At 72.2% G+C, this 20,248-nt stretch carries 21 protein-coding genes; 10 read left to right on the forward strand and 11 right to left on the reverse strand.

All coding sequences use genetic code 11. The features are described 5' to 3' along the window. The first annotated feature begins 115 nt into the window (after positions 1–115). The 3 genes from ACGFIZ_RS30185 to ACGFIZ_RS30195 all read left to right on the forward strand — a co-directional run bounded on the left by ACGFIZ_RS30185 (position 116) and on the right by ACGFIZ_RS30195 (position 2,765). On the forward strand, positions 116–886 hold the full coding sequence (locus tag ACGFIZ_RS30185; protein ID WP_393425387.1) for an EamA family transporter: 771 nt from the start codon (positions 116–118) through the stop codon (positions 884–886). Positions 887–1,020: 134 nt separating this feature from the next. Then, the gene (locus ACGFIZ_RS30190) at positions 1,021–1,395 is read left to right on the forward strand and encodes a PadR family transcriptional regulator (protein WP_393425390.1); all 375 of its coding nucleotides are present in this window, start codon (positions 1,021–1,023) and stop codon (positions 1,393–1,395) included. Further along, on the forward strand, positions 1,392–2,765 hold the full coding sequence (locus ACGFIZ_RS30195; RefSeq protein WP_393425393.1) for a permease prefix domain 1-containing protein: 1,374 nt from the start codon (positions 1,392–1,394) through the stop codon (positions 2,763–2,765). Before ACGFIZ_RS30190 ends, ACGFIZ_RS30195 begins: the two co-directional genes overlap by 4 nt. Here ACGFIZ_RS30195 and ACGFIZ_RS30200 read toward each other — a convergent pair whose 3' ends face one another. Continuing rightward, on the reverse strand, positions 2,766–3,416 hold the full coding sequence (locus ACGFIZ_RS30200) for a pyridoxamine 5'-phosphate oxidase family protein (RefSeq protein ID WP_347669733.1): 651 nt from the start codon (positions 3,414–3,416) through the stop codon (positions 2,766–2,768). It abuts the gene before it with no gap. Positions 3,417–3,529: 113 nt separating this feature from the next. On the opposite strand from ACGFIZ_RS30200, the gene ACGFIZ_RS30205 reads away from it, so the two are divergent. Further along, positions 3,530–3,793, forward strand: coding sequence for a hypothetical protein (locus ACGFIZ_RS30205; protein ID WP_393425397.1), 264 nt, complete (start codon positions 3,530–3,532; stop codon positions 3,791–3,793). A 423-nt stretch (positions 3,794–4,216) separates the two neighbouring features. Here the strand turns inward: ACGFIZ_RS30205 and ACGFIZ_RS30210 are convergent, their stop codons facing one another. Together ACGFIZ_RS30210 and ACGFIZ_RS30215 are read right to left on the reverse strand one after the other, a co-directional pair. Next, positions 4,217–5,431 carry a S8 family peptidase gene (locus ACGFIZ_RS30210; protein ID WP_393425399.1) on the reverse strand — a complete coding sequence of 405 codons (1,215 nt, stop codon included), beginning with the start codon at positions 5,429–5,431 and terminating at the stop codon, positions 4,217–4,219. 69 nt (positions 5,432–5,500) lie between these two features. Continuing rightward, on the reverse strand, positions 5,501–6,736 hold the full coding sequence (locus ACGFIZ_RS30215) for a S8 family peptidase (protein ID WP_393425401.1): 1,236 nt from the start codon (positions 6,734–6,736) through the stop codon (positions 5,501–5,503). A 420-nt stretch (positions 6,737–7,156) separates the two neighbouring features. On the opposite strand from ACGFIZ_RS30215, the gene ACGFIZ_RS30220 reads away from it, so the two are divergent. Continuing rightward, on the forward strand, positions 7,157–7,816 hold the full coding sequence (locus ACGFIZ_RS30220) for a TMEM175 family protein (protein ID WP_393425404.1): 660 nt from the start codon (positions 7,157–7,159) through the stop codon (positions 7,814–7,816). A 24-nt stretch (positions 7,817–7,840) separates the two neighbouring features. Here ACGFIZ_RS30220 and ACGFIZ_RS30225 read toward each other — a convergent pair whose 3' ends face one another. The 4 genes from ACGFIZ_RS30225 to ACGFIZ_RS30240 form a co-directional block, all read right to left on the reverse strand. After that, positions 7,841–8,251, reverse strand: a complete 411-nt coding sequence (locus tag ACGFIZ_RS30225) for a VOC family protein (protein ID WP_393425407.1) — start codon at positions 8,249–8,251, stop codon at positions 7,841–7,843. Between the two features lie 5 nt (positions 8,252–8,256). Further along, positions 8,257–8,703, reverse strand: coding sequence for a helix-turn-helix transcriptional regulator (locus tag ACGFIZ_RS30230; protein WP_347669725.1), 447 nt, complete (start codon positions 8,701–8,703; stop codon positions 8,257–8,259). Positions 8,704–8,829: 126 nt separating this feature from the next. After that, positions 8,830–11,223 (reverse strand): ATP-binding cassette domain-containing protein, encoded by a 2,394-nt coding sequence (locus ACGFIZ_RS30235; RefSeq protein WP_393425412.1) that lies wholly within the window; start codon positions 11,221–11,223, stop codon positions 8,830–8,832. 196 nt (positions 11,224–11,419) lie between these two features. Next, positions 11,420–11,515 carry a VOC family protein gene (locus ACGFIZ_RS30240; protein ID WP_393425415.1) on the reverse strand — a complete coding sequence of 32 codons (96 nt, stop codon included), beginning with the start codon at positions 11,513–11,515 and terminating at the stop codon, positions 11,420–11,422. 195 nt (positions 11,516–11,710) lie between these two features. On the opposite strand from ACGFIZ_RS30240, the gene ACGFIZ_RS30245 reads away from it, so the two are divergent. From ACGFIZ_RS30245 to ACGFIZ_RS30255, 3 genes are all read left to right on the forward strand, one after another. After that, positions 11,711–12,031, forward strand: coding sequence for a hypothetical protein (locus tag ACGFIZ_RS30245; RefSeq protein WP_393425417.1), 321 nt, complete (start codon positions 11,711–11,713; stop codon positions 12,029–12,031). Next, positions 12,025–12,318 carry a hypothetical protein gene (locus ACGFIZ_RS30250; protein WP_393425420.1) on the forward strand — a complete coding sequence of 98 codons (294 nt, stop codon included), beginning with the start codon at positions 12,025–12,027 and terminating at the stop codon, positions 12,316–12,318. The genes ACGFIZ_RS30245 and ACGFIZ_RS30250 overlap by 7 nt, the downstream gene beginning before the upstream one ends. A 409-nt stretch (positions 12,319–12,727) precedes the next feature. Continuing rightward, the gene (locus ACGFIZ_RS30255) at positions 12,728–14,293 is read left to right on the forward strand and encodes a glycoside hydrolase domain-containing protein (RefSeq protein WP_393425423.1); all 1,566 of its coding nucleotides are present in this window, start codon (positions 12,728–12,730) and stop codon (positions 14,291–14,293) included. Between the two features lie 68 nt (positions 14,294–14,361). Here ACGFIZ_RS30255 and ACGFIZ_RS30260 read toward each other — a convergent pair whose 3' ends face one another. From ACGFIZ_RS30260 to ACGFIZ_RS30275, 4 genes are all read right to left on the reverse strand, one after another. After that, positions 14,362–14,955: a lipoprotein gene (locus ACGFIZ_RS30260; protein WP_393425493.1), complete on the reverse strand. Its 594-nt coding sequence runs from the start codon at positions 14,953–14,955 to the stop codon at positions 14,362–14,364. A gap of 26 nt (positions 14,956–14,981) precedes the next feature. Then, positions 14,982–16,412: a sugar porter family MFS transporter gene (locus ACGFIZ_RS30265; RefSeq protein ID WP_393425426.1), complete on the reverse strand. Its 1,431-nt coding sequence runs from the start codon at positions 16,410–16,412 to the stop codon at positions 14,982–14,984. A gap of 217 nt (positions 16,413–16,629) precedes the next feature. Next, entirely contained in the window at positions 16,630–17,583 is a 954-nt protein-coding gene (locus ACGFIZ_RS30270; protein ID WP_393425429.1) for a hypothetical protein, read from the reverse strand. A gap of 636 nt (positions 17,584–18,219) precedes the next feature. Continuing rightward, the gene (locus ACGFIZ_RS30275) at positions 18,220–18,693 is read right to left on the reverse strand and encodes an SRPBCC family protein (protein WP_393425432.1); all 474 of its coding nucleotides are present in this window, start codon (positions 18,691–18,693) and stop codon (positions 18,220–18,222) included. A gap of 91 nt (positions 18,694–18,784) precedes the next feature. On the opposite strand from ACGFIZ_RS30275, the gene ACGFIZ_RS30280 reads away from it, so the two are divergent. Together ACGFIZ_RS30280 and ACGFIZ_RS30285 are read left to right on the forward strand one after the other, a co-directional pair. Then, the gene (locus tag ACGFIZ_RS30280; RefSeq protein WP_393425434.1) at positions 18,785–19,228 is read left to right on the forward strand and encodes a phage holin family protein; all 444 of its coding nucleotides are present in this window, start codon (positions 18,785–18,787) and stop codon (positions 19,226–19,228) included. Continuing rightward, positions 19,225–20,061 (forward strand): hypothetical protein, encoded by an 837-nt coding sequence (locus ACGFIZ_RS30285; protein WP_393425437.1) that lies wholly within the window; start codon positions 19,225–19,227, stop codon positions 20,059–20,061. Before ACGFIZ_RS30280 ends, ACGFIZ_RS30285 begins: the two co-directional genes overlap by 4 nt. Positions 20,062–20,248 lie beyond the last annotated feature (187 nt).

Raw genomic sequence — 20,248 nt, forward strand, 5'->3', positions numbered from 1 at the left:
TGGAGTGACTCACCTCAATACCGGAACTCCGCTTCTGTTTGCCTGAGCGACACACCCCTCGACAGCCGCCACAACGCCTTAACCGAGCGACGTTGCCTCTAGACGCGCCCGCTCGTTGCCCGCCACCTGCACCGGCCCCGAGCGGTGGCTGCTTCTCCTGGGCGCGCCGGCGGTGGCCGGGTATCCGCTGACCTTCTACCCTGCCGTGGCCCGGACCGGCGTGGCGGTGGCCACCGTGATCGCCCTGGGCAGCGCGCCGGTCTTCGCCGGCCTGCTGTCCTGGCTCACCGGGCAGGCCAGGCCGACCGCACGCTGGACCGGTGCGACCGCGGCCGCCGTGCTGGGCTGCGCCCTTCTGGTGCTCGGTCCAGAGCTTGCCGGGCGTGCCACGCCCGTGGACCTGACAGGCGTGGCCCTCGCCGCGTGCGCCGGGCTGTCGTACGCCGCTTACTCGCTGATCGGCGGCAGGCTCATCACGCGCGGCCACCCTTCCGACGCGGTGATGGGCGTCCTGTTCGGTGCGGCCGGGGTGCTGGTCCTGCCGCTCGTCCCGCTCGCCGACATGCGGTGGCTCGGGACCACCCGAGGCGCCGTGGTCGCCCTGTACCTCGCCCTGGTCACCGTCTATCTGGCGTACCGGCTCTTCGGGTACGGCCTGCGCCGCACCTCCGCGTCGGTGGCCACCTCGCTGACCCTCGCCGAGCCCGCCGTCGCGGCGGCCCTGGGCGTCACGGTTCTCGGTGAGCGCCTGCCGGTCGTCTCGTGGTGCGGCCTGGTCGTCCTCGCGCTGGGCCTCGTCGTCCTGGCCATGCCGGCCGCTGCCGGCGACCGGGCGGGCCGGTTCCGGGAGCTTCGTGATCGCGTTGCGGGGTTCTTCGGCGGGTGATCCGTCGGCTGATCTCCGAGTAGGGCCGGGGCTGGTCCTGTTTCCATTCATCCGCTCACGGGGACCCTGGCGTCACGCCGATACCTAGCAGTACTATGCATGGCAGTTCTAGGGTACGGAGTGTGGGAGGTCTGGTGAGGGTCGCGAAGGATCTCGTGGCTGCCTCGGCGACACCGATGGTGTTGGGCATCCTGGCCGAGGGGGAGAGCTACGGATACGCCATTCTGAGAAGGATCAATGAGCTGTCGGGTGGAGAGCTGGACTGGACCGAGGGGCTGCTCTACCCGCTGCTGCACCGGCTTGAGCGCCTCGGCTACGTGGAGTCGAGCTGGCAGTCGGTGACCGGCGAGCGCCGACGCAAGTACTACCGCATCACTGACACGGGCCTGGCGGAGCTCGCGGAGCAACGCCGCCAGTGGGACACGGTCGTGGCCACGCTCAAGGAGATCTGGGTCGGCCCCGGCGACTTCAGGCCGTTCGGAGCGATCCCGATGGGGGGCCAGGCATGACGGCGCAGGACGGCCAGGACGAGCTGGAGGCCCAGTTCGCGCAGTGGCGTCACTACGTGCAGCGCCGCCGAGAGCTGCGGCGGTCCGACACCGAGGAACTCGAAGATCATCTGCGGGGCTCCGTCGACGAGCTCGTCGCCGCCGGCCTGCGCCCCGACGAGGCGTTCCTGGTCGCGGTCAAACGCATGGGCAGCCTGGACGAGCTGTCCCGCGAGTTCGCCCGGGAGCACTCGGAGCGGTTGTGGAAGCAACTGGTGCTGACCGGCGAGACCGACAACCCGGCGGCGGATTCCCGGTCGCGGCGCGACCTCACCGCGATGGTCGTCTGCGCGGTGGGCGCGGCAGCGTCCGTCAAGGTGCCCGAGCTGTTCGGGATGAGCCTGCAGGACGACGCCGCGTTCTACGGTCCCAACGCGGCCCTGCTCGCGCTGCCCTGGCTGGCGGCCTTCCTGGCCTGGCGCCGTCGTGCCACGAGGGCGGTGATCGGGGTGCTGTTCGCGTTGTTCGCGCTCGGCGCCGTCGCCGCCAACGCCTATCCGCTCGCGGAGGACTCCCAGTCGGTGGTCCTGACCAGCATCCATCTGCCCATCGCGCTGTGGCTCGTGGTCGGGGTGGCGTATGTCGCCGACGACCTGCGCTCGTCCCGACGACGCATGGACTTCATCCGCTTCACCGGCGAGTGGTTCGTCTACTACGTCCTCATCGCCCTCGGCGGCGGCGTGCTGACCGCGTTCACGTTTCAGACCTTCGAGGCCATCGGGATCTCCCCGGAGGGCTTCGTCTCGCAGTGGTTGGTTCCCTGCGGGGCCGCCGCCGCGACGGTGGTGGCCGGATGGCTCGTCGAGGCCAAGCAGAGTGTCGTCGAGAACATCGCCCCGGTCCTCACGCGGCTGTTCACGCCGCTGTTCACCGCGGCGCTGCTGGCCTTCCTCGTCGCCTACGCCTGGACGCGCGCCGGCATCGACGTCGAACGGGAAGCGCTGATCCTGTTCGACCTCCTGCTGGTGGTGGTCCTCGGGCTGCTGCTCTACTCGATGTCGGCCCGCGACCCGCTGGCCCCGCCCGGCCTGTTCGACAAGCTGCAGTTCGCCCTGGTGCTCAGCGCGCTGGCCATCGACGTGCTGGTGCTGGTGGAGATCACCGGGCGCATCACCGAGTACGGCACCACCCCCAACAAGGCGGCGGCGCTCGGGGAGAACGTCGTCCTGCTGGCCAACCTGGCCTGGTCGGCGTGGCTGGTGCTGGGTTTCGTCCGCGGGCACAAGCCGTTCGCCGCGCTGGAGCGCTGGCAGACCAACTACCTCCCGGTGTACGCGGTCTGGGCCTGGATCGTGGTCCTGGTCTTCCCTCCGGTGTTCAACTACCTCTGATCAGCTCGACACCCGGGTCTCCCCGTCGGGCAGTCTCCGACCGCCAGCCTCCCCGCCCGGGGAGGCTGGCGGTGTCGGGGGCAGCGGGAGGGGTAGGCCCGGCAACCCGTCGATGCTGGTGGCGACGTGTTCCTTCCCCGCGAAGTAGTCGCTGAGCGAGTCGTCGGTCTCCCGCGCGAACCGCCTCGCGTGCAGGTCGCGGTCCTCGTCGTACGACATGAGCGGGACGGCGTAGCCGCAGGTGTCCCGGATCAGCTCCGCGCGGACCACGATGATCGCCCGCAGCCCGTGCGAGCCGGTGTCGACGGCGGGGAAGTGGGTGATCAGTTCCGCCCACCGCGGGTCGTCGCGGAACACCGGCTCGCCGCGGCCGTGCACCCGCACGATGTTCGGCGGCCCCTGGAAGGCGCACCACATCAGCGTGATCCGGCCGTTCTCGCGCAGGTGCGCGATGGTCTCGGCGTTGCTGCCGGCGAAGTCGAGGTACGCCACGGTGAGCTCGTCCAGGACGGCCCAGGAGCCCGCCAGCCCCTTGGGCGACAGGTTGATCGTGCCGGTGGCGGCGAGCGGCGCGGTCGCCGTGAAGAACATCGGCTGCGCCCCGATGAAGTCGCGCAGTCGCCCGGTGATGTGCTCGTACGTCTTTCCCATGCTGCGTTACCGCCTTCCCGCGTGCCGGACTCGCGGATCCGATCGTCCCAGGACCCGGCCCCCGGTGGGCGAGCCAGTTCCCGTTGCGTGGACGCCCGCCCTAGGGTGGCGGGATGCCCGAGCCGCACCGCCTCGCCGAACACCACGCCCCGGCTCTGCTCCGCTTCGAGCGGGAGAACCGGGCGTACTTCGCGCGGTCGGTGCCGGACCGGGGCGACGCCTACTTCGCCGGGTTCGCCGCGCGGCACGCCGCGCTGCTGGCGGAGCAGGCCGCCGGCCTGTGCCACATGGCATCCCCCGTGGGGGAGGTGCTGCTGAGCGGGAAGCCCGGGCTGCGGCACGTCCGGGACCTGGTTCCCGGGGAGTCGCCCGGCTGACGGGAGACACCGAGGTTGCCCGGCCTGGCTACGGTGGCGACAGGTGACCGTGGGAGGTCTGCGGCAGTGCGGGACGGGGCAGGAGGCGAGGTCGGGCCGGTCGAGCCGGGCCACGCCGGCACGGGTAACCGGCGGGCCCGGAGGCGTGGGGGCCGCCCCCAAGATCCGCGCAGTTTCCCGGAAAGTGCGGCCTCGACGCGGCCTGGGGCCGCACTTCCCGTGAAACTGCGCGGATCTTGCGGTGGGCGGTGGAGACCACCCGGCAGCCGGGCGGCCCGACCCCACCGGGAGCTGCGGTTTCGACGGGCGATAGCGGTTGCTGCGGCGGTCGGCCCGGCGCGTGCGGCGAGGGGGCCGTCGGGGCGGCTCCGGGCCGGTACCGCGCCCCGGCACCGTCGCCGGACGGCGCCGGGGCGGCAGGTGTCAGACGGTGCCGCAGTAGAGCAGCCGGTTGGGCGAGCCGGTGCCCGGGTTGCCGACCACGCCGGTGGTGGCGTTGGCCAGGAGGTGGGCGACCACCTGGGCGGGTGTCCAGGTCGGGTGCGCCGAGAGCACCATCGCGACGCAGCCGGCGACGTGGGCGGCGGCCATCGAGGTGCCGCTGATCGTGTTGGTCGCGGTGTCGCTGGTGTTCCAGGTCGAGGTGATGCCCTGGCCGGGGGCGAACAGGTCGAGGCAGGAGCCGTAGTTGCCGGAGCCCATCCGGGCGTCGGTCGGCCCGGTGCCGGCCACGGTGAGCGCTGCCGGCACCCGCGCGGGGGAGAAGTTGCAGGCGTTGCTGTTCGAGCTGCCCGCGACGACGACCCAGGTGATGCCCGAGTTGATCGAGTTGGTGATCGCCGAGTCCAGGGCCGTGCTGGCGCTGCCGCCGACGCCCGTGAGCGCCACCGCAGGCTTGACCGCGTTCCGGGTCACCCAGTCCACCCCGGCGATAACCTGGGCGTAGCTGCCGCTGCCGAAGCAGTCGAGCACCCGCACCGGGACCAGCCGGGCGTCCTTGGCCACGCCGTGCAGGTGTCCGCCGACCGTACCGGCGAGGTGGGTGCCGTGGCCGTTGCAGTCGGCGGCGGGCAGGGCGCCGTCGACGGCGTCGTACCCGCCGCCCACCGAGCCCTGGAAGTCGACATGGGTGGCCCGGATGCCGGTGTCGACGACGTAGGCGCGCACGTCGGGCGCGGTGTTCGGGTAGGCGTACCGCTGGTCCAGCGGCAGGAAGCGCTGGTCGATGCGGTCCAGACCCCAGGACGGCGGGTCGAGCTGCACGCCGGCGGCCAGCGGGGCCAGGTGGTTCTGTTCGACGTACGCCACGGCCGGGTCGGCGGCCAGCCGGCGGGCGGCCGGCTCCGACAGCCGGGCCTCGAAGCCCCGGATGGCGGCGTCGTAGACGTGGCCGTGGGCGCCGCCGAACCTGCCGGTGAGGCGGTCGGCCGTGGCGGCGACCGAGGCGGTGCCGGCGGTCACGCCGTCGCGCAGCACCACGATGTAGCTGCCCGGCACGGCGGTGGGGCCGTCGGCGTGCCGGATCTGGCCCGACGCGGCGGCCGGAAGCGGGCCGGCGGTCAGGGCGGCGCCGACCGTGAGGGCGGCCCCGAGGGCGAGCGCCAGCGTGCGCCGGCGCCGGATACCAGGAGCGAGCATGGTCCGGTCCTCTCGAACGGGACCGGCCCCGGGGCGTGGTCGCCCCGGGGCCGGCGGATCGTCATCGGATCAGAGTGAGGGGGAGCGGTACAGCAGGCGGTTCGGCGAGCCGGTGCCCGGGTTGATCACCACGCCGGCGGTGGCGGTGGAGACGATGTGGGAGTGCACCGTGGCCGGCGACCAGGTGGGGTTGCTCTGCAGCACGCGGGCGACCACGCCGGCCACGTGCGGCGAGGCCATCGAGGTGCCGCTGATGGTGTTGGTGGCGGTGTCGCTGGTGTACCAGCCCGACAGGACGCCCACGCCGGGGGCGAAGATGTCCAGGCAGGAGCCGTAGTTGGACCAGCTCGCCCGGGTGTCGGTGCTGTCCGTCGCGCCGACGGTGATCGCCGTCGAGACGGAGGCCGGCGAGTAGTTGCAGGCGTTGGCGCCGTTGTTGCCGGCGGCCACCGCGTAGCTGACGCCGTCGGCGATCGAGTTGGCCACGGCGGTGTTCAGGGAGCTGGTGAGGCCGCCGCCGAGGCTCATGTTCGCCACCGCCGGCTGGCCGGCCTGGTGGTGCGAGGTGACCCAGTTGACGCCGGCGATCACCTGCGCCCACGTGCCGCTGCCGGCGCAGTTGAGCACGCGCACGCCGATCAGCCGGACGCTCTTGGCGACGCCGTACGTCGAGCCGCCGACGGTGCCGGCGACGTGGGTGCCGTGGCCGTTGCAGTCGGCGGCGGGCAGGACGCCGTCGATCGCGTCGTAGCCGTCGACGGCCCGGCCGCCGAACTGGGTGTGGGTGGTCCGGATGCCGGTGTCGATGATGTACGCGGTGACGCCGCTGCCGGTGGTGGTGTAGTTGTAGGTGGCCGACAGCGGGCGGTTCGGCTGGTCGATCCGGTCCAGGCCCCACGGCGGGTTGGTCTGGGTCGCGGTCGCCTGCACGGTCTGGTTCTGCTCGACGTAGGCCACCGACGGGTCGGCGGCGAGCCGCTTGGCGGCCTGCTCCGACAGCCGCGCCTCGAAGCCGTTGAGCGCCGTGCCGTACACGTGGCCGAGGGTGGCGTTGTAGCGGGCGGCGAGGCTCCGGGCCGAGGCGGCCACGGCGGCCTCCTGGGTGCCCGCCCGACCGCCGACGGCGCTGTCCTTGAGCACCACGATGTAGCTGCCCGGGACCGCGGCGGCGCCGTCGGCGTGCAGGATCTCACCGCTGGCCGGGGCCGCGCTGGCCGGGCCGCCGATCATGGCGGCGGCCATGGCCGAGGCGGTGAAGACGCCGAAGGCAGCCAGCCGGCGGCGGCTGGTGTGGGGGAGTGTCATCTCCCGGTCCTCCCTTGCTCTGGCCGCTCCCACGGGCGGGGTCCCGGTGGGAGTCGGTCCGAACCATTAGGACGGAGCCTACAAGCGCCATCTATGGCGATGGATATAGCAAAGGATCCATAACGCGGCCCTATGGCTGACCCCCACGGGGCCGGGCGGCACCGGCCCCCGGCGCCCTCAACTGCCCCGGCCCGGCCGGTCTCGCCCCCGGCCCGGCCGGTCTCGCCCCCGGCCAACGGCCGCCGAGGCGGTGACGGCGAACCCGCCGAGCAGCGCCAGGGCCGCAGCGGGGGCGGGGGCGCGCGCCGTCGGGATCGCCCGGGGCGGAGCCGCCGAAGCAGCCGACGGTGGCGCGGTTCTGTCCCGGCCCGGATTTCCCGCCCGGCCCGACGGAGCCGACTCGGTCGTCACAATCAGGGCATGGACGACGATTCGGTCGGAGCCGGCCCGCGCCGGCGCCCCGACGACGACCGGCGCCGCGACCGTACGCTGCAGCGGACCATCAACCTCACCGACGCGATCGTGGCCATCGCCCTGACCGCGCTGGTGCTTCCCCTCGTCGACTTCGCCGACGCCAGCACCGCCCGGCAGTCCGTGGCCGACCTGATCGCCCGGCACCTGGGCGACATCCTCTCCTTCGCGGTGTCGTTCCTGGCCATCGCACTGTTCTGGCACACCCACCGGCAGTTGTACGAGCGGCTCGTCGACTACGACGAGCCGCTGCTCCTGCTCAACACCGGCTGGCTGCTGGCGGTGGTCTTCCTGCCGTTCCCCACCGCACGGCTGTTCGTCGAGACCCGGCTGCGCGCCGACTCCGCCGTCTTCTACCTCAGCAACCTGCTCGTCGTCAGCCTGATCGCGCTCGCCCAGACCTGGTGGGTCCGCAGGCACCCCGGGCTGCGCGCGCCGAACGAGCCGCGGAGGTCGCCGGCGCTGCTGCAGCCGGTGGCCCTGTCGGTGACGTTGGCGGTCGCGACCCTGGTCACGTTCGCCTCGCCGGGCGGCGGGCTGCTGGTACTCGTCGCGCTGCCGCTGGCGCGGCTCGTCGCCGCCGGCGTCGCCAGGTCACGCCGCGCGTGACGGTGGCCCCGATCGCCGGACGGCTCAGCGCAGTTCCTGGATGCGGACCAGGTTGCCCGCGGGATCGCGGAAGGCGGTGTCGCGAACGCCGTACGGCTGCTCGATCGGCTCCTGGACGACCTCGGCGCCGCTGGCCCGCAGCCGGGCGAAGGTGCTGTCGAGGTCGGCGGTCGCCAGGAGGATGCCGGCGTAGGTGCCCTTGGCCATCATCTCGACGATGGTGCGGCGCTCGTCGTCGGTGACGCCGGGGTCGGCGGCCGGCGGGTGCAGGACGATGGACGTGCCGGGCTGATCGGCGGGGCCGACGGTGATCCAGCGCATCCCGCCGTACCCGACGTCGTTGCGGACCTCGAAGCCGAGGGCGTCGCGATAGAAGGCCAGGGCGGCGTCCGGGTCGTTCTGCGGGAGGAAGCTCGCGTGAATGGTGATCTTCATGCCGGTCACCCTAGTTGGGGATCCGTGACCGCCTCCCGGTTTCTGACGGGTCTGGTCACCTGTTTCGCCACGCACGACGGCATCCCCGCCGTGGCGCGCGCCGCCTCGCGCCGGTAGGTGCTGGGCGGCACCCCGACCAGCTCGGTGAAGCGGGTGCTGAAGGTGCCCAGCGACGAGAAGCCGACCGCGAAACAGACCTGCGTGACGCTGAGGTCGCCACGGCGCAGCAGCGCCATCGCGCGCTCCACGCGCCGCGTCATCACGTAGGCGTACGGCGACTCACCGTAGGCGCGCCGGAACTCGCGGCTGAGGTGCCCGGCCGACATGTGCACGCCACGGGCGAGCGCCTCGACGTCCAGCGGCTGCGCGTACTCCCGGTCGATCCGGTCGCGGACGCGGCGCAGCCGGACGAGGTCGCTCAGGCGCTGCTCCGCCCCGAATCTGCTGGTCACCTGCGAAATCCTGCCACGTGCGCGCCCGCTCGACCCCGTGGACCCGCCCCGCGCGCCCGCGGTGCCGCCGCCGGTCCCGTGGGACGGATCGGAGGACCCGTCCCACGGTGCCCGTGAGGATCCCGGTCAGCTGCCGACGTAGGCCGCGAGGTGCTCGCCGGTGAGGGTGGAGCGGGCGGCGACGAGGTCGGCGGGGGCGCCCTCGAAGACGACCCGGCCGCCGTCGTGGCCGGCGCCGGGGCCGAGGTCGATGATCCAGTCGGCGTGCGCCATGACCGCCTGGTGGTGCTCGATGACGATGACCGACCTGCCGGAATCGACGAGCCGGTCGAGCAGGCCGAGCAGATGCGCGACGTCCGCGAGGTGCAGGCCGGTGGTCGGCTCGTCGAGGACGTAGACGCCGGCCTTCTCGGCCATGTGGGTGGCCAGCTTGAGTCGCTGCCGCTCGCCGCCGGAGAGCGTGGTGAGCGGCTGGCCGAGGCTGACGTAGCCGAGGCCGACGTCGGCGAGCCGGCCGAGGACGGCGTGGGCCGCCGGCGTGCGCGCCTCGCCGGCGCCGAAGAACTCCTCGGCCTCGGTCACCGACATCGCGAGCACCTCGCTGATGTCGCGGCCGCCGAGGTGGTACTCCAGCACCGATGCCTGGAACCGCTTCCCCTCGCACTCCTCGCAGACGGTGGCGATGCCGGCCATCATCGCCAGGTCGGTGTAGATGACGCCGGCACCGTTGCAGGTCGGGCACGCACCCTCGGAGTTGGCGCTGAACAGTGCCGGCTTCACGCCGTTGGCCTTCGCGAACGCCTTGCGGATCGGGTCGAGCAGGCCGGTGTACGTCGCCGGGTTGCTCCGACGCGAGCCGCGGATCGCACCCTGGTCGATCGACACCACCCCGTCCCGCCCGGACACCGAGCCGTGGATCAGTGAGCTCTTGCCCGAGCCCGCCACCCCGGTGACGACGACCAGCACGCCGAGCGGGATGTCGACGTCGACGCCCCGCAGGTTGTGGGTGCTGGCGCCGCGTACCCGCAGCGCCCCCGACGGCGTCCGCACCGACGGCTTCAGCGAGGCGCGGTCGTCCAGGTGCCGGCCGGTGAGCGTGCCACAGGCCCGGAGCCCCTCGACGGTGCCCTCGAACACCACCTCGCCGCCCTCGGTGCCGGCGCGCGGGCCGAGATCGACGACGTGGTCGGCGATCGCGATCGTCTCCGGCTTGTGCTCCACCACCAGCACCGTGTTCCCCTTGTCCCGCAGCCGCAGCAGCAGGTCGTTCATCTGCTGGATGTCGTGCGGGTGCAGCCCGATCGTCGGCTCGTCGAAGACGTAGGTGACGTCGGTGAGCGACGACCCGAGGTGGCGGATCATCTTGGTGCGCTGCGCCTCGCCGCCCGACAGCGTGCCCGACGGGCGGTCGAGGCTGAGGTAGCCGAGCCCGATCTCCACGAACGAGTCGAGGGTCTGTTGCAGCGTGGTGAGCAGCGGCGCCACCGACGGCTCGGCGAGGTCGCGGACCCATCGGGCCAGGTCGCTGATCTGCATCGCGCAGGCGTCGGCGATGTTGATGCCCCTGATCCTCGACGACCGGGCCGCCTCGCTGAGCCGGGTGCCGCCGCAGTCGGGGCAGGTCGTGAAGGTGATCGCCCGCTCCACGAAGGCGCGGATGTGCGGCTGCATCGCCTCCGGGTCCTTGGCGAGCATGGACTTCTGGATCTTCGGGATCAGCCCCTCGTAGGTGAGGTTGATGCCGTCGACCTTGACCTTGGTCGGCTCCTTGTGGAGCAGGTCGTGCAACTCCTTCTTCGTGTACTTGCGGATCGGCTTGTCCGGATCGAAGAACCCGCAGCCGCGGAAGATGCGGCCGTACCACCCGTCCATGCTGTAGCCGGGGATCGTGAGCGCGCCCTCGTTGAGCGACAGGCTGTCGTCGTACAGCGCGGACAGGTCGAAGTCGGTGACCGAGCCCATGCCCTCGCAGCGCGGACACATGCCGCCGAGGCGGGTGAAGGTGGCCTTCTCGGTCTTCGTCCTGCCGGCGCCGCGCTCGACGGTGATCGCGCCGCTGGCCTTCACCGAGGGGACGTTGAACGAGTACGCGTTGGGCGGGCCGATGTGTGGCTCCCCGAGCCGGCTGAAGAGGATGCGCAGCATCGCGTTGGCGTCGGTGGCCGTGCCGACGGTGGAGCGGGGGTTGGCGCCCATCCGCTCCTGGTCGACGATGATCGCGGTCGTCAGCCCTTCGAGCACGTCGACCTCGGGCCGGGTCAGCGTCGGCATGAATCCCTGCACGAAGGCGCTGTAGGTCTCGTTGATCAGCCGCTGCGACTCCGCCGCGATCGTGCCGAACACCAGCGAGCTCTTGCCCGAGCCGGAGACGCCGGTGAACACCGTGAGGCGGCGCTTCGGGATCTCGACGCTGACGTCCTTGAGGTTGTTCTCGCGCGCACCCAGTACGCGGATCAGGTCGTGGCTGTCGGCGGCGTGCAGCGCAGGCGGCTGGGTGTCCGTCCTCGTGGCCGTGCTCATCGTGTCTCCTTTGTCGGCCGGTGCCGCCTTCGCGGTCCCCGTCGGCGTCGCCTGCCTCGATCTGACCGGCTTCGAGCGGTGTGTCTGGTTCTTCTCCTCGGCGCGGTCGCGGCGCCGGCCCCCTGTCTACCTGATCGGCGGTGGCGGCCGGGGTGGCGCGCCCGGCCGGGGCGCCAGGCTGACCGACAGTCGGCGCTCACCGGTCCTGAAGCAGTCCGAGGACGTTGCCGTCGGGGTCGGTGACGGTGGCCACCAGACGACCGCCGCCGACGTCGCGTGCGGGCTCCCGCACGGTGGAAGAGCCGGGTCATGGTCACTCCTGAGGTCGCGTGGGTCGCGATCGACCCGGTGCGTCTCGCCACGCTAGCTCTGGCGCCGTGACCTGCGCTTCTCGATTCCTGATCGGTTGGCCGCAGGGCCGGATATATCGACCACTGTCGAAGTTTCTGGTAGTGTGTCCGCTCATCCGAGACCTGGTGGAGGACATATGCCTCGATCGTCACTGCGCCTGGCCGCCGCGCTCGGCGCCGGAATCCTCCTGGCCCCGCTGGCCGGCACCGCCGCCCAGGCCGAGACGGTGGTGCCCCGGCACGCCATCAACATCTGCCAGAGCGCCAGCTTCTACGCCAACTACAACTCCGCCAGCGGCCCGTACGGCCTCAAGCGGGTGCTGCCGTACGGCGACAAGATCGGACACACGCCGAACGTGCACCCGGTGTACAGCGGGTGGGCCGCGACCTTCGACTTCGGTCCCAACGACTGGGGCTACATGCGCATCGAGTGCATCGGGGGGTACGACTCATGGTGACCCGGAGAGCCCGTCGCGTCGTCGCGGCGCTGGCCGCCGCCTCGGCGGCGGGAGCCCTCGCCCTCCCGGCGCAGGCGCAGGCCGCCTACGGCGCGATCGGCGAACGCGAGACGGTGTGCGCTGAGACCCTCTACGTCCGCACCGACCCGAACGGCGCGTGGCTGGGCACCCTCTACCGGGGGCAGACGTTCCTCGTCGAGGGGCCCCGCAGCGGCGGCTACGTCTACGGCTTCGCCTACGGGTACATCAACCGGCGCGGCTGGGTCCAGGATGGCTGGTTCTGCTGACCCGCCGGCTGGCGGCCCCGGGCCGCCCGCCGGCCTGACGGGTCGGCCGGAGATCTTGGTGAGAATCGGCCCCCGGAGGGGCCGATTCTCACCAAGATCTCGAAGAGTCGAGACGCGGATGCGCTCATGTCGCCGCCATGGAGTCGATCACGGCGCCGGCCACCCGTCGGGCCCCTCGCCCATCGGCCGGGCGGGTGTGTCGCCCAGCCTCTGGCTAACGACGCTCGTCAATGGCAGGAAAGCTCGAATGGGCGCGCCCTGAGCGAAAGAAATTGACGACGAGAGGCTCCGATGAAGACGAAACAGGTCATGGCCGGCGTGGCGGCCGCCGTCGTCGCCTGGGCGCTGGTGGCCACACCGGCCTCGGCCACCCCGGGACGACCGGGCCATCAGCTACCACGGCTACCGCGTGGTGGTACCCGCCGACTGGCAGGTCGTCGACCTGTCCACCGATCCACACGCATGCGTACGGTTCGACCGTCCCGCCGTCTACCTGGGCCGCCCCGGTGACGAGCCGTGGTGCCCCACCGACCCGGTCGGGCGTACGGCAGGACTGATCATCGAGCCGATCGACGCCGTCGCCACCGACCGCCTCACCGCGGACACCGCCGTCACCGCCAGGGGCAGGGCGACCGCGGACAGGCTGACGTCCCGCGACGACGCCATCCAGGTCGCGGTCCGCGACGCGGGCGTACTGGTCACGGCCGTGCACACCAGGGACACCGAAGCGGCGGTCCGCCGGGTCCTGGCTACCGCCAGCCTCGGCCGGGACGCCACCCCGGCATCCCCGGACACCGTTCAGCCGGCGCCGACGTCCGCCCCGGTGACGATGGCGGCGGCCGGGCCGCAGCCGGGCACGTACACCGGCAAGGGCTTCGACACGTGCACCGCCCCGTCCCAGTCGACCATGGACGCGTGGCGCGCCAGCTCGCCCTACCGCGCGGTCGGCGTCTACATCAGCGGCTCCAGCCGATCCTGCGCCCAGCCCAACCTGACCGCGACCTGGGTGACCAACCAGACCAACAACGGCTGGCGCCTGATCCCCATCGAGCTGGACTACCAGGCCCCGTGCGGCACCCGCACGCCCAAGATGTCGTACGACCCGGCGACGGCCAGGAGCCAGGGCGCCGCCCGGGCCACCAGCGCGGTGACCGCCGCCCAGGCGCTGGGCATCCCCGCCGGAAGCGCGATCTACAGCGACATCGAGCACTACCCGTCGAGTGAGTCCTGCAGGGCCGCGGTGCTGTCGTACCTGTCCGGCTGGACCGAACGGCTGCACGCGCTCGGCTACCTGTCCGGCATGTACTCCAGCGGCTCCTCCGGTGTCCGGGACCTGTGCGGCGCCTACAACGACTCCCGCTACACCCGCGTCGACCATCTCTTCTTCGGCTGGTGGAACGGTGTGGCGGACACCGACGCGGGCGACTACTGCCCGGACGCGTACTACGCCAACCACCAGCGCATCCACCAGTACACCGGTGACACCAACGAGACCTGGGGCGGCGTGCGGATCTACATCGACCGTGACTACCTGGACGTGTCGGCCGGCGCCACGCCACCGCCGGCGTTCAGCGTCACGGTCGACAACTCCACCACGGGCCGGTTCACGGCGAGCGCGAACTGGGGCACCTCGACCTACTCCAGCCAGCGGATGGGGCCCGACTACCGCTTCGCCACCCCGGTCTCGGCCAGCGACGTCGCCTGGTACAAGGCGGACCTGCCGGCGACCGCGAGCTACGAGGTCTCGGTCTGGTACCCAACCAACTCCGGATACAACGACTCGACCCCGTACATCGTGGCCACCACCGGCGGCAACCAGTCTGTTCGCGTCAACCAGCGCGTCAACGGGGGCCAGTGGGTGTCACTCGGCGTGTTCACGCTGGCCGCCGGCGACGGTGACAAGGTGGGCGTGAGCCGGTGGACCAGCGGGACCGGGTACGTCGTGGCCGACGCGATCCGCATCACCCGCGTCTGAGGCCACGGTCAGCCGGTGGCGGGCGGCGGCACGACAGCCCGCCACCGGCTGACCGGGCGCCTGGGGGATCAGCCGGCCGGGGCGTCCGTCGAGCGGGCGAGCACGTAGGCGGGTAGGCCCGCTTCGAAGGCGTCCGCCTCACCGCCCCAGATCACCAGCACCACCCGGCCCGGCGCGGGCGCCGCGAAGGCGCGGGTGACATGGTCGTCGGAGCGGTACGACACCTCGACGCCGTCGGAGGAGCCGATCTTGACGTCCCGGTAGGCGACGTCCTGGGGCGCGACGGTCGAGCTGCGGACGAACGTGTCCAGGGCGCCGCGGGGGTCGGTCCCGCTCGGCCCCACCCACACCCGCATGACCCCGAGCACTCCGGCCGGTTCACCGTCGATCTCACACCGCAGCTCCAGGCCGTGGTCGACGACGCCCAGCTTCGAGACGTCCACCACGCTCCACTTGTCGGCACGGCCGAAGCTGCCGGGAATCGCGCAGTTCCCGCCCGCGCCCACCCTGCCCGCCGCCTTCGCCTGCGCCGGGTCGTTCAGCCAGCCGGGCGCGGCGGTCGGGGCCGTGGCGGTGGCCGTGGGGCCGCCTCCGGTCGGACTGGGCGCGGCCGAGCTCGCCGGGGACGCGGTGCCGTCCCGGGCGGACTGGCCGACGGGCAGAGGCGGGGAGCGGTGCCGACGAACCCCTACATCGCCTCCAGTTCCCGCCCCTTGGTCTCGCGGACGAACCGTCGGACGAAGACGAGGGCGATGGCCGCGAACGCGGTGTAGATGGCGTAGGTGAGTGGCAGGCTGACATTGGCGAGGCTGGGAAACGAGATGGTCACCAGCCAGTTGGCGATCCACTGCGCGGTCCCGGCGACCGCGACCGCCGTGACGCGGATCCGGTTGTTGAACATCTCGCCGAGCAGCACCCAGAGCGTCGGCCCCCAACTGGTGGCGAAGAACGCGACGTAGAGGTTGGCCGCGAAGAGGGCGACGACGCCTACGCCAGGTGGGAGGATCAGGTTCTCTCCCGTCCCGGTGGCGCGGCTGAAGCACCAGGCGAGGGTGGCCAGGGTGAGGACGATGCCGGCGGCCCCGACGGTCAGCAGCGGCTTGCGCCCGACCCGGTCGATGAGAACGATCGCGAGGAACGTACCCGCGATGTTGATGATGCTCGTGATCACACTGGTCACGAGCGCGTCGTCCTCGGTGAAGCCGACGGCGCGCCACAGCGTCGTCGAGTAGTAGAAGATGACGTTGATGCCGACGAACTGCTGCAGCGCCGCCAGGATGATCCCGGTCCAGACGATCGGTAACAGGCCGAACCGTCGGTCGCGACCGGTGGCGCCACGGAGGTCGGACAGGTCGACGTTCTCCTTCGTGCCCTGGAGCGAGCGGTGGATCTCCGCGAGGCGTGCACCGTCACCGACATAGCGCTCCAGCACCGCACGGGCCTGCTCGCCGCGCCCGCGCCGGACCAGGTAGCGGGGGGACTCGGGTATCCGCAACGCCAGTACGCCGTAGACCGCCGCGGGAATCGCAGCCGAGGCGAACATCCACCGCCACGCCGGACCGCCCCACGGCACGTCGCTACTGGCACCACCAGCCGAGGCGGCCAGGGCATAGTCGACAAGCAGTGCGGCGAAGATCCCTGTCACGATGGCGAGTTGCTGCAGGGAGCCGAACCGTCCCCGCTTCTCTGCAGGGGCGATCTCGGCGATGTAGGCGGGCACGATCACACTGGCGGCCCCCACGGCCAGTCCGGCGGCGGCCCGCCACGCGGTGAGGCTGAGCGGCCCCACCGCGAGCGCCGAGCCGGAGGCGCTGACCGCGAACACGATCGCGGTGATCAGCATTACCCGTACCCGCCCGATCCGGTCCGCCAGGGGGCCGCCGAACCAGGCGCCGACCGCGCTGCCGACCAGGGCCATGGACACGGTGGCCCCCAGGACCAGCGCGGAGAGCTGAAACTCGGCCTGGATCGCGTCGACGGCGCCGTTGATCACCGCGGTGTCGTAACCGAAGAGGAAGCCCCCGATCGCCGCGGCCGCGGCGATCAGGACGGTCTCGCCTCGCTTTACGGCCGGGCGCTGCGAGGCGTCGCCGTCGGACGGGGCGCCCGGTGGGTCCATGCCGTTCATCTTGCGGCAGCCAACGCCTGTTTGTCCTAGTTTGGGCTGCGGCGGGTGAGGCGGCCCGGCGCGTGCCGTCACGGCTAGGCGGCACCGCGAGCCCCCACCCGTTGCAGGCCTGAGCTGAGGGCGGTGGAGGACGCGTCGTGCCGGAGTTCGATCAGTCGGGCCGTGGCCGCTGCCCGTCCGTCGGGGGCGTCCGATGTGGTCGAGCGGCTCACACCGGGACGGCGACATCCTGGGCGGGGTCCCAGTCCATCGCGGCCGCCATGCCGCCCGCGCCGGCCTGACCGGGGGCGACCGACGGCGGGTAGATGGTGCGGGCGAAGGTGAGGTCCCACCCGCTGAAGTCCGCTCCGCCCGGGATCGGCGATCCGTCCCTGGTGATGCTGCTCGGGATCGGGTAACACATGATCGAGTGCTGGTCGACGGGCGTGCCGAGAATCGCGCTCTCCTCCAGGGGTGTGAGCACGTTGGTGTCGACCATGTCTTGTGTCCAGCCACAACAGGCCAGGTAGAACGCGTACGCCTTCGACGGGTCGATTCGTTGCACCAGTTCTCTGCGCAGATGTTCGTGGGGGAAGCCCAGGGTGTGACCGGTCTCGTGTCGGACGACGCGGCGGAACTCGGCCTCGCTGGTGCTCATCGTGAACCCGTCGAGGTTCATCGTCTGCACCGACGGCGGCACGAGAGTGATGTCAGTACCGAGGTTCGACCAGTAGCCGCCTGGTCCGCGGGAGATACGTACGTCGCCGACCCCGCCGGTCTCGGCGAAGGTGACGCTGGTTCCCCAGGCGTTCATGTGCGAGAGGATCCGCGCGCGCAGGTCCGGCGGAGTGGACTCCATGAAACTGACCGACAGGACGCGCGGTGTGGCACCCCAGTACTTTCCGACCAGGACGACGAGCCGCTGCGGCGGGCTGATCACCGCACCATCGGCTGGCTGCTCCCGCAGCGGGGCGTTCGCGGGGTTGATCCGGATGGCGAGCCGCGCCGAGTGCTCCTGCAGGCGAGGGGGCAGCGGCATGATCCGGCAGTTCCAATCCTGGCTGGCGGCGCCCTGTCCGTCTCCGGTAACGGTGCCAGGCCCTCCCCATGCTGCCGCCGCGGTCGCGATCCGGCTGATCTCCGCGAGCGCCATCCGCTCCCGGCTCGTTCCAGCGTCGGTCACTGCTGTCCCCCTCGATGCGCCGCCTCGACGGCGGTCGAAAGCCCCGTATATCTGGAGCGTAGGGAGCCGTGGACGGGCGCGGGTGGGATTCGGGACCGAAGTAACGCTTCTCGCGCGACCGGCCGGCTCGGCGCCGGCCCCGTCGTCCCGGGCACCGATGGATCTCGCCTCGTCCGTTCGTCCATAGGGTGGAAGCCCGGCGCCGATCGCCGGGCGGGACCTGAGGACGAGGGGACGAGATGGCCGGTCACGTACAACTCGGCGACGTGCGCACGTGGTACGACGAGCACGGCGACGGCGAGCCGGTGGTGCTCCTACAGGCTCGCGAAGCGTGCGCACGGCGGGCTCAGCGACAGCAGGGACTTCACCGGCAACCTCGACGCGCTGGCCGGGCGGTTCCGGGTGTTGACGCCCGAGCGGCGCGGGCACGGGCACACCGCCGACGTGCCGGGCCCGATCACCGTCGAGCTCATGGCCCGGGACACCGTCACGTTCCTGGAGGAGGTCGTCGGCGGTCCCGCGCCGCTGGTCGGCTACAGCGCCGGCACCCGTCGCGGCCGACCAGGTCTGACCCGCGTCGGCGCGGCCCGCGAAGGCGGGCCCACCGTGACCCGGGGACAGCGGGCGGGCTCCGGGTCAGGCGTCGGCCTGCGGCTTCGCCTCCACGAGCCGGGCGAGGTTCGCCAGGGCCATCCGGGTACCGGACTCGTTGTCGGCGGCGGGAATGGCGTCGGGAATGCCCTCGTGCACGATGAGCACCTCCGTGCCACCGCCCGCGTCGGCCAGGGTGGTGGTCATGGTCATTACGGCGCGCAGCGCGGGGTCGTCGGTCTCGAACTCCAACTCCTCGACCACCTGCTCGTCCGGCACCAGCTTCCGGAAGCGGCCGCGGTAGGTGTCGGTGTGCGCTCCCGACTTGCCGGTGCCGTCACCGGCGTCGTAGGTGAGGGAGACCCGGAACAAGCCCCCCTCGCGGGGGTCGAACTCGTGGACCTGGCTGCTCATGCCGGCCGGCACCCGCCACCGGGCGATCGCGTCGGCGTCGAGCAGCGCCCGGTAGACCAGGTGGCGGGGAGCCCGGATGCGGCGCGAGACCTGCGTCGAGTACATGCCGTGACGCTACCCGCGCCCGATCCCGCGGGCATGCCCGCGGGATTTCGGGGTACGCAGCGGCGCCGACACGAGCCGAGGGGGAGGCGCGATGGGCGACGCCGCAGCACAGCAGTCCGGTGGCCCCGGGAGGTCCGGCAGTGCGACCGACCGGTTGGCGCAGGACGTGGCCGCGGTGGTACGCGAGGAGGCACGCGCGGTGCGCGCGCAGTTGACGGACGCCGCGCGCCCCGCCGGGCTCGCCTTCCTGCTCCTGGCCGCTGCCGGCGGGTGCGCGGTGCTGGGCGTCGGGGCGGCCTCGACGACGGCGCTCCGCGCGCTGGAGGCGTTCCTGCCGAGGAGGCTGGCCGCGGCGGGACTGACCGCCGGCTACCTCACCGCGGCCGTGGTCCTGGCCGGCATGGGCCTGGACCGACTGAGGGCAGCGGGCGGAAGCTCGGCCCGACTGGCCGACCAGGTCAGTGCCGCGGTCTCCGACACCGCGAACCGGGTTCTTCCCGCCGGCTCGGCCGCGGCCCGCGACGCGTTGAAGTGAGCTTTGGCTTCGGCCTGGCGATCCTTGCCGCGTTGTGCAGTGCCACCGCCGCCATCCTGCAGTCCATCGGTGCGCGTCGGATCGCGGCCACCAGACACGTCGACCCCAGGCTCTTCTTCCGGCTGGTGCGCAACGCCCCGTACGCCGCCGGGCTGGCGCTGGACGGCGTGACCTCCGTCCTCACCTTCACCGCGCTGCGGACCCTGCCGGTCTTCGTCGTGCAGGCGGTGGTGGCGGCGAACCTGAGCATCGTCGCGCTCGTCGCCATGGTGGCGCTGCGCGTCCGTCTGGACGCCCGGGACTGGGTGGCGATCGGCGGGGTCATCGCCGGCCTGGTGCTGCTGTTGCTGTCCGCCGCCGCCGGGCCGCCGGTCGCGGTGCCGGCCGCGGCCGGTTGGGGGCTGCTCGGTGAGGTGCTCGCGCTCGCCGTCGTGGCGTACCTGGCGAGCCCCCGGATGCGCGGTGCCGGCGTGCCGGGGGTGCTGGCCGGGCTGTCGTTCGGTTCCGCGGCCTTCGGCGCCCGGCTGATCGGCCGGGCGGACTCGGTGAGCGCCGTGGCCACGAGTCCGGCCACCTACGCGATCGTGCTGGCCGGCTTCGTCGGACTGCTGCTCTATGCCGCCGCGCTGCAACGCGGGACGGTCACCGTCGCCTCCGCGTCGTCCACGGTCGGGCAGACCGTCGTGCCGGCGGTGGTCGGCTGGCTGCTGCTCGGCGACCGGGTGCGGCCCGGCTTCGCGCCGGTGGCGGTGCTGGGCTTCCTGCTCGCCGTCGCCGGCGCGGTGGCGCTCGCCCGGCACGCCCACCCGCACGCGCCGCACCGCGGCGGGTGACCCCGCAGCTCGCGACCGTGTCGCAGGTCGCGGCCGAGCAGGACGCGTCGGTGCACGGGAAGCGGCCGTACTCGTCGACCTGCTCCTCCTCCAGCAGCTGGAGGGCGTTGATGTCCATCTCCATGACAATCACCTCCTTCCGTCGTGGTTTCCCGCCGCGCCGGCCACGGTGGCCGGGCGCGGAAGT

The organism is Micromonospora sp. NPDC048830 (genome assembly GCF_043198215.1).
In the GTDB taxonomy this organism is placed as follows: Bacteria; Actinomycetota; Actinomycetes; order Mycobacteriales; family Micromonosporaceae; genus Micromonospora.

What these genes read in the sequence shown, in the direction of transcription:
- ACGFIZ_RS30210 (WP_393425399.1), bottom strand. Translation starts at nt 5,431, where the DNA reads ATGCTCGCTCCTGGTATCCGGCGCCGGCGCACGCTGGCGCTCGCCCTC.
- ACGFIZ_RS30275 (WP_393425432.1), bottom strand. Translation starts at nt 18,693, where the DNA reads ATGTACTCGACGCAGGTCTCGCGCCGCATCCGGGCTCCCCGCCACCTG.
- ACGFIZ_RS30250 (WP_393425420.1), top strand. Translation starts at nt 12,025, where the DNA reads ATGGTGACCCGGAGAGCCCGTCGCGTCGTCGCGGCGCTGGCCGCCGCC.
- ACGFIZ_RS30200 (WP_347669733.1), bottom strand. Translation starts at nt 3,416, where the DNA reads ATGGGAAAGACGTACGAGCACATCACCGGGCGACTGCGCGACTTCATC.
- ACGFIZ_RS30225 (WP_393425407.1), bottom strand. Translation starts at nt 8,251, where the DNA reads ATGAAGATCACCATTCACGCGAGCTTCCTCCCGCAGAACGACCCGGAC.
- ACGFIZ_RS30215 (WP_393425401.1), bottom strand. Translation starts at nt 6,736, where the DNA reads ATGACACTCCCCCACACCAGCCGCCGCCGGCTGGCTGCCTTCGGCGTC.
- ACGFIZ_RS30265 (WP_393425426.1), bottom strand. Translation starts at nt 16,412, where the DNA reads ATGGACCCACCGGGCGCCCCGTCCGACGGCGACGCCTCGCAGCGCCCG.
- ACGFIZ_RS30205 (WP_393425397.1), top strand. Translation starts at nt 3,530, where the DNA reads ATGCCCGAGCCGCACCGCCTCGCCGAACACCACGCCCCGGCTCTGCTC.
- ACGFIZ_RS30195 (WP_393425393.1), top strand. Translation starts at nt 1,392, where the DNA reads ATGACGGCGCAGGACGGCCAGGACGAGCTGGAGGCCCAGTTCGCGCAG.
- ACGFIZ_RS30220 (WP_393425404.1), top strand. Translation starts at nt 7,157, where the DNA reads ATGGACGACGATTCGGTCGGAGCCGGCCCGCGCCGGCGCCCCGACGAC.
- ACGFIZ_RS30235 (WP_393425412.1), bottom strand. Translation starts at nt 11,223, where the DNA reads ATGAGCACGGCCACGAGGACGGACACCCAGCCGCCTGCGCTGCACGCC.
- ACGFIZ_RS30245 (WP_393425417.1), top strand. Translation starts at nt 11,711, where the DNA reads ATGCCTCGATCGTCACTGCGCCTGGCCGCCGCGCTCGGCGCCGGAATC.
- ACGFIZ_RS30280 (WP_393425434.1), top strand. Translation starts at nt 18,785, where the DNA reads ATGGGCGACGCCGCAGCACAGCAGTCCGGTGGCCCCGGGAGGTCCGGC.